The 13,175-nt window shown below is 56.0% G+C and carries 12 protein-coding genes and 1 tRNA gene; 3 read left to right on the top strand and 10 right to left on the bottom strand.

All coding sequences use genetic code 11. From position 1 onward, the window contains the following. Positions 1–11 precede the first annotated feature (11 nt). Positions 12–1,151 carry an FAD-dependent oxidoreductase gene (locus tag ACR0JG_RS09875; RefSeq protein ID WP_480569433.1) on the top strand — a complete coding sequence of 380 codons (1,140 nt, stop codon included), beginning with the start codon at positions 12–14 and terminating at the stop codon, positions 1,149–1,151. Here the strand turns inward: ACR0JG_RS09875 and ACR0JG_RS09870 are convergent. From ACR0JG_RS09870 to ACR0JG_RS09850, 5 genes are all read right to left on the bottom strand, one after another. Then, entirely contained in the window at positions 1,148–1,498 is a 351-nt protein-coding gene (locus ACR0JG_RS09870; protein WP_170510714.1) for a hypothetical protein, read from the bottom strand. The genes ACR0JG_RS09875 and ACR0JG_RS09870 overlap by 4 nt on opposite strands. Positions 1,499–1,587: 89 nt before the next feature. After that, positions 1,588–2,286, bottom strand: a complete 699-nt coding sequence (locus tag ACR0JG_RS09865; RefSeq protein WP_480444164.1) for a type 1 glutamine amidotransferase — start codon at positions 2,284–2,286, stop codon at positions 1,588–1,590. Beyond that, on the bottom strand, positions 2,283–3,707 hold the full coding sequence (locus tag ACR0JG_RS09860) for an FMN-binding glutamate synthase family protein (protein WP_170393281.1): 1,425 nt from the start codon (positions 3,705–3,707) through the stop codon (positions 2,283–2,285). The genes ACR0JG_RS09865 and ACR0JG_RS09860 overlap by 4 nt, the downstream gene beginning before the upstream one ends. Then, positions 3,692–4,405 carry a GltB/FmdC/FwdC-like GXGXG domain-containing protein gene (locus tag ACR0JG_RS09855; protein ID WP_480569430.1) on the bottom strand — a complete coding sequence of 238 codons (714 nt, stop codon included), beginning with the start codon at positions 4,403–4,405 and terminating at the stop codon, positions 3,692–3,694. Before ACR0JG_RS09855 ends, ACR0JG_RS09860 begins: the two co-directional genes overlap by 16 nt. Further along, on the bottom strand, positions 4,402–5,346 hold the full coding sequence (locus tag ACR0JG_RS09850; protein WP_480569427.1) for a class II glutamine amidotransferase domain-containing protein: 945 nt from the start codon (positions 5,344–5,346) through the stop codon (positions 4,402–4,404). Before ACR0JG_RS09850 ends, ACR0JG_RS09855 begins: the two co-directional genes overlap by 4 nt. A gap of 128 nt (positions 5,347–5,474) precedes the next feature. On the opposite strand from ACR0JG_RS09850, the gene ACR0JG_RS09845 reads away from it, so the two are divergent. Next, positions 5,475–6,146, top strand: coding sequence for a GntR family transcriptional regulator (locus ACR0JG_RS09845; RefSeq protein WP_170405336.1), 672 nt, complete (start codon positions 5,475–5,477; stop codon positions 6,144–6,146). 57 nt (positions 6,147–6,203) lie between these two features. Here the strand turns inward: ACR0JG_RS09845 and ACR0JG_RS09840 are convergent, their stop codons facing one another. Beyond that, positions 6,204–7,511, bottom strand: coding sequence for an aminotransferase class I/II-fold pyridoxal phosphate-dependent enzyme (locus ACR0JG_RS09840; protein ID WP_480569424.1), 1,308 nt, complete (start codon positions 7,509–7,511; stop codon positions 6,204–6,206). A 96-nt stretch (positions 7,512–7,607) separates the two neighbouring features. On the opposite strand from ACR0JG_RS09840, the gene ACR0JG_RS09835 reads away from it, so the two are divergent. Then, positions 7,608–8,486 (top strand): LysR family transcriptional regulator, encoded by an 879-nt coding sequence (locus ACR0JG_RS09835; RefSeq protein WP_480569421.1) that lies wholly within the window; start codon positions 7,608–7,610, stop codon positions 8,484–8,486. A 107-nt stretch (positions 8,487–8,593) separates the two neighbouring features. Here ACR0JG_RS09835 and ACR0JG_RS09830 read toward each other — a convergent pair. From ACR0JG_RS09830 to ACR0JG_RS09815, 4 genes are all read right to left on the bottom strand, one after another. Beyond that, a tRNA-Ser gene (locus tag ACR0JG_RS09830) sits at positions 8,594–8,683 on the bottom strand. A gap of 64 nt (positions 8,684–8,747) precedes the next feature. Beyond that, positions 8,748–9,575, bottom strand: a complete 828-nt coding sequence (locus ACR0JG_RS09825) for a GMP synthase (RefSeq protein ID WP_480569418.1) — start codon at positions 9,573–9,575, stop codon at positions 8,748–8,750. 87 nt (positions 9,576–9,662) lie between these two features. Further along, a complete protein-coding gene (locus ACR0JG_RS09820; protein WP_170393288.1) occupies positions 9,663–12,116 on the bottom strand; it encodes a DUF3772 domain-containing protein in 2,454 nt (817 codons plus the stop codon). Beyond that, positions 12,116–13,150 (bottom strand): cysteine synthase A, encoded by a 1,035-nt coding sequence (locus tag ACR0JG_RS09815; protein ID WP_170393289.1) that lies wholly within the window; start codon positions 13,148–13,150, stop codon positions 12,116–12,118. The genes ACR0JG_RS09820 and ACR0JG_RS09815 overlap by 1 nt, the downstream gene beginning before the upstream one ends. Positions 13,151–13,175: the final 25 nt, after the last annotated feature.

Raw genomic sequence — 13,175 nt, 5'->3', positions numbered from 1 at the left:
AAATCTGCATCATGTCCAAGAACTCGGTCATCGTTGTCGGAGGCGGCATCGTCGGCGTCATGACGGCGCTTACACTGCAACGACGTGGTGAGGCAGTGACTTTGATAGATCGCTGGGAACCGGGACATTCCCGTGCATCTTCAACGGATTACAACCGTGTCATCCGTGCGATTTCCGGGCGGGATGAGTTCTATACACGTTGGGCCCGCGAAAGCCGCCTGCGCTGGCTGGAACTGCAAGCCGAGAGCGGCCAGAACCTGATGTATGAATGCGGTGCGCTGATTCTTGCAACAGGCGGTCATTGCGACTGGGAGAACGCCACAGCCGAAACCTTCGACCGCGTTGGTGTGCCCTACTACAAGTTCGGGCGGCAGGACATCGAATCGCGATTTCCGCAGTTTCGCGTTCCTGACATCGAATACGCCCTGTTCGAACCCGAAGCCGGAATGCTGATGGCGCATCGCTGCGTCCTGACCGGGCTTGAACTGTTTCGTCGAGCGGGCGGGATCGTACAGCGCGGTCGCGTGACCACCGATGGATCAGAGCGCCCAATGCTGAATGGAAAGCCGCTTGAGGCCGATCTTATCATTGTCTCGACCGGCCCCTGGATGGCGGATATGTTCCCCAGGACGATCAAGCCGATATCGACGGTGGTTGGTGTGAATGTCCTCTATACCTCAACGCCAGATGGGTCCGAGGAGTTCGATATGAGCCGGATGCCCTGCTGGATCGATCATGGTCAGGGCTCATTCGGGCTACCCTCATCCGAAGGTTCAGGCGTGAAAGCCGCGGTCGTCATCCCGGACAAGATCGATCTGGACAATGACGAAAGGCTAATCCGACAGGAAACGCTAGGACGCACTCGCAGCTACATCCGTCATCGTCTTCCGGGCCTTGAAGGTGAGCGGGTGGTGGATTCCAAATTCAACCAGATCATCCTGACACCTGACACGCACTTTATTGTCGACTGGCACCCCGAGCATGAAAACGTGCTGTTCGCCGGAGGCTGCTCGGGACATCTGTTCAAACACGCGCCGGTTTTTGCAGAGTTTGCGGCCGGTGTTGGAATGAAGGATTTCGGAACGGCTGATCGTTTCAAGATCACTGGTCGAAGAAAGCTGAGCCCAAAAGAAAGTCCAAGCGGGCGTTAACCTTCTGAAAGCGCCGCATAGAGCCCTGAATTCGGGCACTTTTCCTGAGGCAGGCGAACACCTGATCGAATTGCATCTCGGCAGGTCTTTGCTTGGCGACAATGTCCACATTTTTCCGCCAACTCAAGGCCAAGCTCAGGATGGGCATTAAGATCATCTTCACTCAGGCCAAACTGACTAGCCATCGAGAGTATACGCTCTCGCGCGTTGGGCGCGCCAGAGCGCAACATGGCCAAGTCAGCGCGGGACAGGCCGAGATCCGATAGCTCCAGATCGCTGATACTTCCCTCGCGTGGAGCATTCACAATCCGCGCAATCCTCTCAAAGAAATCCTTGTATCCCGTCATTGCCAAATCTCCCAACCGGTTGCGTATACAGTATACAAAATGCGGCTTGGCTGGACTTGATTAGGATCAAGAGCCGTTCGCTCAAACGCTTATTGTTCAGGGACGTATGCACCGCGAAAAAGCTCTACTGCTTGAAGCGCTGCAATATCGTCCGGCACCTTTGCCGCGTTGATCGAGGACATCCCATCATCCGCCTCCGTAGCTGACAAAAGCACCTCTCGACCTCTAGTGAACAGATCGCGCAAGTGATGCGCCTTGTATTCGGGATGAAACTGAACAGAGCGGGCAGGAAAATCATAATCCAGTGCACCAACTGGACAGTGGCCCGCTGATCCGGTCACCCGAGCCGAGTCCGGAATGCTTGTCACCTGATCCTGATGCCAGACATATGCATCCACGCTATCTCCGCCATAGTCGAAGGGCCGTGCGCCAACGACATTGCCTACCTCGGCTTTCTCGGCCTGACCACCATAGACGTCAGCCATGATCTGATGACCGAAACAGATACCAAAGACTGGTTTTCGGATTTCTCGACAACGGTCCAGGAAGGCACGTAGCGGCTGCATCCAATCCGTGTCATCATAAACGCCAAATTCAGATCCGCCGACTATAGCACCGTCGAAATCGCTCTCGTCTGGGAGCGGTTCTCCATCAACAACCCCGACTACTACGAACTCGGCTTCCGGTAGGTGTGGGGCGATCCACTCCTGTATCTGCTGTGAAGTCCGCGGCATTCCCTCCAACAATGGCAGCGGGTGGCTAGTCAACTCAAGAACTGCGATTTTCACCAGTCAAAAGCCCTGTCAATTCCAGCCATTTTCACCCCAGTGAAAGCTGACGCTTGAAAGCTAAGCGCACGCAAGTCTTCGGTTTCCAGATTGTGTACCGAGGACTTTCCGCAGGCTTTCGCAAGCGCTGTAATCTCCATGGTCATGGCCGTCAGATAGCGCGCAATGCGCTCTGCCCCTGCATTAGGGTTCATACGAGCTTCGAGACTTTCATCCTGCGTCGCAATCCCGACCGGGCAGCGACCTGTGTGACAATGGTGGCAGGCACCGGGGGATGTTCCCAAGGCCGCGTAATCTTCGAGATAGCGCGGACTGTTGCACCCTAGCGCAACCATGGCCGCGTTGCCGATCATCACAGCGTCAGCACCGAGGGCCAGACACTTCGCGGCGTCCACACCGGACCGAATGCCACCGGCAGCCACGAGAGAGACTTTGCCGGTCATGCCACATTCGTCTAATGCTTCACGCGCAGCGCGAATAGCGCTCATCGTTGGGATACCGGTATGGTTTAACAACAGTTCCGGAGACGCGCCGGTGCCACCTTCGGCACCATCAACTACTACAACATCTGCACCCGCTTTGGCAGCAACTGCCACGTCAAACCGGGGACGTGTCGCACCCATCTTGATGAAGATTGGCACCTGATAGTTGGTGGCGATGCGCAATTCCTCAATCTTCACTGCCAAATCATCAGCGCCGAGAAAATCGGGATGGCGGATCGTAGATCGCTGATCCACGCCTTCGGGCAAAGTTCGCATCTGGCTGACGCGCGGGCTGACCTTCATACCCAGCAACAGACCCCCGGTTCCGGGTTTCGCACCCTGCCCCACGACAAGTTCCAAGGCATCCGCGCGGCGCAGATGATCCAGATCCACACCATACCGCGCGGGTGACATCTGATAGAGCAGGCGTTGGGAGGCTTCGCGCTCCTCTTCCAGCATGCCACCCTCACCCGTGCAAGTCATGGTTCCTACTTTCGAGGCCCCATAACCCAGCGATGCCTTGGCCGATGCCGACAAAGCACCAAAGGACATTGAAGCGATGTAGATCGGGATCTTCAATTCAAGTGGGCGCTCCACAAGGCCGCGCCCTCCACCCAGAACGGTCGTCGTATCGCAATTCTCGCGATAACCTTCCAGCGGCAGGCGGGTCATCGTTGCTGGAACGAATGTCAGATCATCGAAGGTCGGCAATTGCTTGTTGAACGTGTTGTATCCACGTACCTGATAGCGCCCAAGCTGCGCCAGCGCGTGAACTTCCGAGATCGCCTCGGGTGTCCAGCGGGTCGAACCTCCTTCATCATACGACGAAGGAACGCCAGCCGGGCGGCCGTCGATCGCTCCCGCATCGCGGAACCTGATTTCCTCTTCCGAGGCAACATCGAACGGATATTCGTAAGGTTTACTCAGATCATGAGCCATGCGCTTGCGTCCCTGCTTTCAAAATACCAAAGACGCTGGCCCGAAACCATTTTGCGCCAATTTCGCGAACTGTCGACAAGCCCGAGCGGGTCGAGGATCGCATCGACCTCGGCCACTTCTTCAGCAGTCGGTTCGATCACGTCGACATCCACACCTAGGCTGTCGACCTCGCCAGCTACCCAGACCTCACCTTCCCAAAGCGCATCAGCACAGGATTCCCCCGCTCCGCCAAGCGCTATGATCCGACCGGAATGCGCCATGAAGCCGGATTGATAGCCAATCTTTCCTTCGACGACGATGTTTCCACCTTTCATCGCAACGCCCACCCTTGGACCCGCATCGCCTTTGACATGGATCGTGCCGCCGATCATCGCAGCACCACAGGACATACCGGCATAGCCACCGACAGTGATGTGCCCTTTGGCCATACCTTCGCCAACGGCCCACCCACAATTGCGCTCAATTGTGATGTTCGCCCCGGTGTTGAGGCCGCCGCAATAGTACCCCACAGAGCCCTCAAATGTGATATCCACATTGTCTGGCAGACCCACGCCCAAATTATGACGAGACAGCGTATCTACCACGCGGATCGGCCGACCCATTGTGCAGGCTTCCATTATCTCACGATTGACCTCGCGGATATGTCGCTTGCCGACTTCGATGACGATCTCATCCATCTCTGCAGCCACCTCATTCATGCCGCCAAACTCCGGTTTCCGACGCCCCAGATACCGGTCAGCGACGGGCCGTCGTAGTTGATCACATCGCATTCCTCGGTCATCACCCGGCGGACCGCTTGTTCTTCGGTCGCAGCCGCCAGATCGCCATTGCGGTTGACGACGACCAGAGGCTTCATTGCAAATCGGTCTTTCGCAAACCCAATCCCGTTTGGCGTTGCGATCATGTAGGTAAACACACCATCGATAGAGGTAATGGACTTCTTTAGCGCCTGCTCCATGGTCAGGCCCGCCTTCATCTGGTCGCTAACCCAGACGGCAATCAACTCGCTGTCATTCTCAGTCAAGAACCGATATCCCATTCGGGTCAGCTTATCGCGCCAGGTGAAGTAATCGGTGATCTGCCCGTTATGTACGATCGCGACATCCGAAAATGGGCGCGCCCAGAACGGATGCGATGCGTTAGGCAATACCGAACTTTCCGTAGCAAGCCGCGCATGCCCCAGCCCATGTGTTCCTATCATCTCGCGAACGCCGTGCTTTTCTGCCACGGCTTCGGCACCACCAATATCCTTGATGATCTCAAGACTGCGGCCGCAGGATTGAACTTCAATGCGGTCTGTCAGCTCATCCGCGTCCGCGACCCAGGCTTGAAGATTCCTTGGGTCTGAAATTTCCATCCGAAAGCAATAGTGACGACTTTGGTCCGTTACGATTTGGGGGTCAGACAGAAAGCTGCTTCCGTGTTCACGCAATATCGTTTCAAACGCGGAGAGATCCGCATCCTGTTGAGACTTGTCGAATCCCATTCCGCGTAAAACGTATCCCGTTTCTCGTGGCAAACCATAAACGGCGAAGCCAGTGCTGTCGGCGCCTCGATGTTCCTGCGCATCCATCAGGTCAACAAGATCCGCCCCAACCTTCCCGGACGCGGCCAGTATTCTACCAGCAATTCCACACATGAAGAGCTCCCTGTTCATTCTTTCCTGTATACTGTATACAGTACACGAAAAATAGCAACCCCATTCGCCTTGGCAGCAGTTGTTTTATTGAATACAGAATTCATGAAGGACAGAAAGAGAGGCTCCGAGTGGCTCTGAAACAAATCAAAACACAGCGCAGACGCCTGGCGGACGAGGTCTATGACCAACTGGTCGAAGCCATCATGAGTCGCGAGATCACCGGTGAAGATCGGCTAGTGCAGGAAAAGTTGGCCGCCGAGTTGAACATCAGCAGGACGCCTGTACGCGAAGCGCTCATGCGGTTGGAGACTGAAGGCGTGTTGGAAGTGGCCGCCAGCGGCGGATTTCGACTGGCGCGCATGGACCAGACCGAGGTTCGGCAACTATACCAGGCACGCGCAGCCATCGAAGGTCAAGCCGCGCGCATACTTGCGGTACACGCTGAACCAGAGGTTCTTGATCGATTGCGCGAACTCATTCGTCGCGAAGAAGATCTGAGCCAGCCGACGACCCGAGACTACTTTATCGCAAACCGGCGCATTCACCGTGCCTTCATGGTTGAGGCGGGCAACAAATTTCTGATCGATATGTTCGATATGATCTGGGGCAAAGCGATGGCGTTCCATCTGTTTTCAGCGATTGAAAACGTCGATATCTCCAAATCGCTCGGAAACCACCTGACCCTTGTTGACGCGATTGCGACGGGTGATGTCACCGAAGCGCTGGAGACTTTCACCAGCCACATTCAGGAAGGTTTCGACCTTCAGATCGAAGGTCTGAAAGAAGCAGATAACGGTTAAACCGCGTTTCTGAGCGAGCGGCCAATCTGGGCCTTTGCCTGATTGGCCGCAGCTCGTTCAAATCACGAAATGCAGCCTGTCGAACTCAGCGCGCCATCCAGATACCTCGGATAGAACGGATTCACCGCTCAAGCCACGTCGGATCAGTTCTGCCAGACGCTCTGCATCTCCTGCTGTCATACCCCACCGGACCAGCTCGGGCGTGCCGATCCGTAAGCCATTCATGTCGCCTTCCACCGGCTCAACTGGCAATCCGATGCCACATGCCAGAAACCCGGATTTACGAAGCAGTTTGGAGGCAGTCTGACCGCCACCATACGGCGCTGCCAGTACCGCGAATTGATGCGAATTGGTGAAACCCTCTCCACCCGCGAAGACCGAAACACCTTGCGCATCCAACGCGGCAGCAAGTGCTTTGGACATCGCAATCATCTCATCTGCATAGGCTGGTCCGAACTCTTTCCAATCCAGCATCGTGACGGCAAGTGCAGCCGTTTTGGCTGCATCAAAGTTGGCTGTCATGCCGGGGAAAGCAATTGCATCCAGCGACCGGGCGATTTCTGCATCGTTCGACACAATCAGCCCCCCGGCCGGTCCGCCTAAGCTTTTGTAAGTACTCATGGTCATGAAATGCGCCCCATCCTTCAGCGGGTTGGCCCATGCACGCCCGGCGATGATACCGCACTGATGGGCGGCGTCGAACATGACCTTTGCGCCAACTTCATCTGCTATGGCACGCACCTCGGCGACAGGATGCTCAAACAGATTCAGACTGCCGCCTATCGTAATCAACTTGGGGCATTCGGTCTTCGCCAATGCCCTCAAGCGTTCCAGATCAACGGTATACCCATCCGCATTGACGGGGGCCTCAATAGTGCGCAGGCCAAACAGCCCCGCACACCCCGCCAAATGATGGGTCACATGGCCACCAATCGATGCTGGCGGAGCGATTATCGCATCACCGGGTTTGCAGGTCGCCATAAAACCATAGAGGTTGGCAATTGCGCCCGAAGGCACGCGAACCTCGGCGAATTGCGCGTCGAAAACATCGGCACACAACTCTGCTGCGATGACTTCGATCTCTTCGATCGCCTCCAACCCCATTTCATATTTGTCACCGGGATATCCCAGCGATGGTCTGGACCCGATGCCTGACGACAAAAGTGCCTCGGCCCTTGGGTTCATGACATTTGTCGCCGGGTTGAGATTGAAGCACTCTTTTTCGTGAATGCGCCGGTTTTCCTCTGCCAGATTCTCGATCCGGGCCAGTAAATCGCCAGACGACGTCGATGCGGCCTTGTTCGCGATATCCTGAATCAGGGTTTCGCTTGCGGCAGGCACCCAGTCTCTTTGTACAAGTGTCATCTGACATCCTCCTGTTTTTCGCAGTTTGGCGGCTTTCGCGTGACACCGCAAAGCAGAATTGTTATTTCTTGGCGTAGAAAAACTAAGGCTAGATCAATGAGTGTCGCCCCCAAACGCCCCAAGGGATCTCCGCTAAATGCAATGAGGGCGTTCGAGGCCGCGGCGCGTCACGTCAGCTTTGTCGCGGCGGCGGAAGAGCTGAACGTTTCTCCGGGTGCGATCTCACAGCATGTAAAGGCGTTGGAGGGTTGGGCAGGTGCGCCGCTTTTTCGCCGCAACGCGCAAGGGGTTGAACTGACGCCCCAAGGTCAATCACTTGTCGCTGTCTTCACCACAGCCTTTGATCAGATGGGCGATGCCGCTCGGGCCTTGCGGAACCTCAAGCCAAATGCCGATTTTCACATCGCCGCCTTGCCTGCTGTTGCCCAACTCTGGTTGCCCATACGATTGCGCCGGATCAGAGAGTGTTTTCCGCATATCAATTTTTCGGTCACGGCGCTGGAAACACCACCCAGCCTGTCGCGTGAGATGTTCGATTTGGCGATCTTCTTCGCGACCTTGGACGAAGCACCTGACCAAATTGTGCTGTGCGAGGATGAAACCCAACCGGTTTGCGCGCCTGCTCTGCTGGATCGGGTGACCGGCAACAACGGGTTTCAAGGCACTCCCTTGTTGCACGATCAGACTTGGAGCAGCGATTGGTCCACATGGTCGCGAAGCACAGGTTGTAAGGTCCCAGATGTCAAAACTGGCCCGCAGTTTTCGCTTTACAGCCTTGCCGTGGAAGAGGCCAAGGCCGCGGCTGGCGTGCTAATGGGGCACCTATGCTTACTCGAAGAGCCATTGAAATCTGGTGCACTCGTGACGGCCCATGCGCAATCCTGCCCGACAGGGCGTGCTCTAGCGGTTCAAGTGCCAGTGGCATCGCGACGAAGACCCGAAACCGATCGAGTCATCGCCTTGTTGTCAGATTGAGTCAAATCTCATCAATCCGGTGCATTGTGCACGACACTTCACATTGAAAGCCGTGCACAAAACAGTCTCGCATAGACCGCAAGGCAACTCAGATTTCATAGGGCATATGGCGGAGAGACAGGGATTCGAACCCTGGAGACGGTTTCCCGCCTACACACTTTCCAGGCGTGCGCCTTCGACCACTCGGCCACCTCTCCGGTAGAGGTGACTTATGCGAATTTCTGAACCGAGCGCAAGGCCCCTTTCGCAAAAATGGACGGGTCAGAAAATACGAAAGCTGGCAACAAATGGCAGATGATCCGACACCTCATCCTTGAACGCCTCGCGCCCCATATTCATGGTCCAGTGCATTGGAAACAGTCGCAGGCTGCCGCGGACATAATCGGTGGAATAAGTGCGTGATACGGCAAAACCGTCCAGCAAATTGGCGCGACCCCTATCCAGAATATGCGAAAATCGGTCTTGCAGATCCCAGCACGAAACAAAGTCCATCATGTCATCCCCACCAAGATGGTGGAAATTGCTGACGTCCTGACCGGGGATCATGTTGAAATCACCCATCAGAAGGATCGTGCGCTGTGTCAGACCGGGGGTCGAGCGGATCTTGGCGATCTTGTCTCCGATAATCCTGCATTGGCTGTCACGTATCTGCTGCTCGGGCCGGTCTCGTCCGGATTTAAGATGCACAGCGATCAGCTTGGCCTTGAATTTGCCGACCTCGACATCGGCGATCAGGGCCTGACGTCCGCCGGGATCGTCACCTTCCGAGCCGTCGATCAGCTGCAAACCTGTCACCGAGACCCCCGGTTTGTGCAGAAACCCGATATGGATATTGCCGTTGGGCTGCGGCAGGATCTTGACCTGATAGTCCAGCCCCTTATCGGCCAGACCCAAGGCCAGCCGATCGATATGTTCGATGGGGCTGACCTCGACCAGAGTGATCAGTTCGGCGTCCAGCAGGGCCAGCCCTTCGATTTGATGGGTGACCCGGTCACTGCTGGCTGGAATTCCCAGACTTGTGTTTACTGGATTGAAGCCGGCCAGATTCCAGACGGCAATACGCGCGAGGCTGTGTGAAAATGTAACCATCAAAATTCCTCCTGCAAATGACTTCAGACTACATCAAAATGAAACAGTCCGATAACCATTTGCGGGAAAATGCCGATCGCATCACGCTCAGTGGTTGTCGCCCTCGCCGTCCTGATCCCCTGCCGCGTCCAGATCGTCTGCTGTCATGTCCACTGGTTTTGTCGATGGCGCATGGGGTGATAGATCGTCATCCACGGCAGAAGCATCATTGGACGGATCGGACTGACCCGTCAGCACCTCAGGGTTACGGAGCCACAGGTCACGCTGCGCGAACGGGATCTCGATGCCTTCCTCAACGAACCGGCGATTGATCTCGTGGTTCATGTCGGATTTGACAGACAGCACCCAATTCACATCCCGCAGGATCGCGCGGATTTCGAAATCCAACGAGTCTGCACCGAAGCCCTGGAACACTACGCTGGGTGCGGGATTGGCCAGAACCATCGGGTGCCCGTTTGCGATCTCGCCCAGAATAGTTTCGACCTTGCGGGTATCGGTACCATAGGCGACGCCTACAGGCACGATCACTCGGCCAATCGTATTGCCCCGGGTATAATTCGTAACCACCCCACTGATCAGGTCCGAGTTGGGAACGATCACATCCGTCCGGTCAAACGTCTCGATCCGCGTCGACCGGACTGAGATATCGCGCACATATCCCATCATACCGTTCACATCGATCCAGTCACCTTTGGAGATAGGACGCTCAACCAGCAGGATGATCCCTGAGACAAAGTTCGATACAATGGTCTGAAGACCGAAACCGATGCCGACCGACAAAGCACCCGCCACGATCGCAAGCGAGGACAGGTCAAAACCGGCAACCATGATGGCGATCAGTGCCGCCAGAAAAATTCCGACATATCCGGTACCCGACACGATAGCATTCTGCCCGCCGGGATCAATGCTGGTCTTCGGCAGCAGTGAATTGCGCAGCCCGCTTTGCAGCAAACGGGTCAGCGTATATCCAATGGCGAAAATGGCAACGAACGTCAGGAAGTTACTGGGTGAAATCGTAACCCCGCCAATATCGAACCCCAGCAACAATCGCGACCAAGCTTCAAGCAGATCCGTCTGCCGCGCGCCCCAGTAAAGCGCTAATATCGGCAACGCCAGAATGGCAAGCGCGAACCCGACCAGAACCGAAAACAGTGAATCGCGCGCGGCGTCGCCCTGCCCCGAAAGCCAGCCATACACTGTACCGATAAATCGCTGCACGATCACCAGAGCTGCAATCAGAACCAGCGTTTTGATGGCAGGAAATACGATAGCTTCGGCGGCGTTAATGTATCCGAAAGCCCCCAGGATTGGAGTCGCAATCCCAAGCATGAACAAGGCGCGCCGCAGGAACTCGACCAATTGGCTGAACCCTGCGCCACGGCGGGTAGCTTCTTGGTCTGTCTGTTCTTGCTGAGGCTCTGATTGGCGGACCTGACGCACACGCAGCAAAAGAAGGGCCGATACCACAACGATCGGGAAGCCAACAACGGCGCGGGTCGCGTCCGAGATATTCTCGATCTGCTCGAACAATTGCGCCAGCTCGTGCAGAATAAGCATGACCGCCAACAGGTCGATATAAACCCGCAATTCTCTGATTTTACCTGCGGACAGTCTTTGGAAGTTCTGCGCCGCTCCCATCAGATAGACCTGCCGGCCGATCCAATCAAAATAGAAGATAATCGCGGCCCAATAGGGGATTTGCTGGAACAAAAGTGTACCGCGCAGGCCCAGCACGCCAGTTAGCACGACGGCGGTGACCAACGCCAACACGCCCAACCAAGGCAAAAGAATGCGCAACAGCGAAACAATAAAGGTCCAAACCCCGCTGCCGCTACCTCCTAGCGAGCGGAGATATTCGCCGCCTTTCTCGGACCATTTGCGCCCAAACAGCAATAGAACTGCTGAAACAACCAACAGCACGAGAATGCCAAGACCGCGCTCGCGGATTTGTTCGCGCACCACATCAGAGCGCAAGTTTTCGATGGTTTCGTTAATAAGACTGTGCGTCGCCTCTTTGATGTCGACCCAGGCTGGTCCCCAATAGACGGGGTTGAGCGGCGACGGCCCGCGTTTCAGCATCTCTTTCTTTTGTCTGTCCCGGACGATCCGATCAATTTCGCTGATCAGCCCATTCGCGCGACTGAAAGCCTCTTCCGAGATGATGCGGGGAACACGCAAACTGTTCAACTGGGTTTCGAGTTGCGCGCGCAGCTTGGCAATGTCTTCGGCCTCGCTTTCCCCTTCAGCCGGCTTTGGGCCAAGCGCCTTGAGTTGGCTTTCCAGCGTCTGAATACGATCGGTGTTGGCACCCCGCGCTTTGTTAAAGTCTTCGCGATACTCATTTATTTCCGAACGCAAATTCTCTAATGCTGCATTGGATGCACGGTTCGCGCGAATAACAGATTCCGCCCGATCCGCCGTGCTGACCCAGCCCTGATAATACTCGCTCTGCCGATCAGTAAGTTGGGCAGAGGCGATCCCGCCCAACCCAATCAGGCAGAATAGCACCAGAACCAGACACAGGCGGACCTGTTGCAGCATCACACGTCCTCAAACACGCCAGGAATACTGCGCGGCGCATCGGTCATCCAATCGGGCACGGGAAGTTCCTTTTCACGCAGGAATTCAGGATTGAACAGTTTGGATTGATAGCGGGTGCCGTAGTCACACAAAATCGTAACAATGGTGTGCCCTGGCCCCAGTTCTTTCGCCAAACGGACGGCACCGGCAATGTTGATCGCGGTTGACCCGCCCATCACCAGACCCTCTTCGCGCAGCAGATCGAAGATATAGGGCAGCGCTTCGCTATCGGTAATCTGCCAGGAATGGTCAGGGGTGAACCCTTCGAGGTTCTTGGTAATCCGCACCTGTCCGATACCTTCGGCAATAGAACCACCCTCCATCGCGATCTCACCCGTAGTGTAGAAGGAATAGAGCCCCGCCCCCATCGGATCAGCCAAACCGATCTTGACACCCTTGGGCTGCAACGCTTCAGCCACCCCGGCCAGAGTACCACCCGATCCAACGGCACAGATGAAGCCATCGACTTTACCGCCGGTCTGCTCCCAGATTTCGGGACCAGTGGTTTCCACATGTGCCTGACGGTTGGCGACATTGTCGAACTGATTGGCCCAAATCGCGCCATTTGGTTCGGTTTGAGCCAACTGCTCGGCCAGACGGCGCGAATAGTGCACAAAGTTGTTGGGATTACGGTACGGCGCCGCAGGCACCTGCACAAGCTGAGCCCCCGCCAGGCGGAGCATATCCTTTTTCTCTTCGGATTGGGTTTCAGGAATGACGATCACCGTCTTGAACCCCATCGAGGCACCAACCAGCGCCAGACCGATGCCGGTATTCCCGGCCGTGCCCTCAACAATCGTGCCGCCGGGTTTCAGATCACCGCGCGCTATCGCATCGCGGATGATAAACAACGCAGCACGGTCTTTGACGGACTGACCCGGGTTCATGAATTCGGCCTTGCCGAGAATCTCGCATCCCGTTTCTTCGCTGACGCGACGCAGCCGGATCAAAGGTGTTTTACCGACAGCGTCGGCAAGGTCTCGTGCAATGCGCATGGCATCCTCTTGTCATATGGTATTG

It is taken from the genome of Ruegeria sp. AD5, assembly GCF_056542345.1.
Note: the sequence above shows the minus strand (reverse complement) of the source record. Positions and strands in the feature narration are given on the sequence as shown.

What these genes read in the sequence shown, in the direction of transcription:
- ACR0JG_RS09815 (WP_170393289.1), bottom strand. Translation starts at nt 13,150, where the DNA reads ATGCGCATTGCACGAGACCTTGCCGACGCTGTCGGTAAAACACCTTTG.
- ACR0JG_RS09850 (WP_480569427.1), bottom strand. Translation starts at nt 5,346, where the DNA reads ATGTGTGGAATTGCTGGTAGAATACTGGCCGCGTCCGGGAAGGTTGGG.
- ACR0JG_RS09825 (WP_480569418.1), bottom strand. Translation starts at nt 9,575, where the DNA reads ATGGTTACATTTTCACACAGCCTCGCGCGTATTGCCGTCTGGAATCTG.
- ACR0JG_RS09840 (WP_480569424.1), bottom strand. Translation starts at nt 7,511, where the DNA reads ATGACACTTGTACAAAGAGACTGGGTGCCTGCCGCAAGCGAAACCCTG.
- ACR0JG_RS09855 (WP_480569430.1), bottom strand. Translation starts at nt 4,405, where the DNA reads ATGAATGAGGTGGCTGCAGAGATGGATGAGATCGTCATCGAAGTCGGC.
- ACR0JG_RS09875 (WP_480569433.1), top strand. Translation starts at nt 12, where the DNA reads ATGTCCAAGAACTCGGTCATCGTTGTCGGAGGCGGCATCGTCGGCGTC.
- ACR0JG_RS09870 (WP_170510714.1), bottom strand. Translation starts at nt 1,498, where the DNA reads ATGACGGGATACAAGGATTTCTTTGAGAGGATTGCGCGGATTGTGAAT.
- ACR0JG_RS09860 (WP_170393281.1), bottom strand. Translation starts at nt 3,707, where the DNA reads ATGGCTCATGATCTGAGTAAACCTTACGAATATCCGTTCGATGTTGCC.
- ACR0JG_RS09820 (WP_170393288.1), bottom strand. Translation starts at nt 12,116, where the DNA reads ATGCTGCAACAGGTCCGCCTGTGTCTGGTTCTGGTGCTATTCTGCCTG.
- ACR0JG_RS09835 (WP_480569421.1), top strand. Translation starts at nt 7,608, where the DNA reads ATGAGTGTCGCCCCCAAACGCCCCAAGGGATCTCCGCTAAATGCAATG.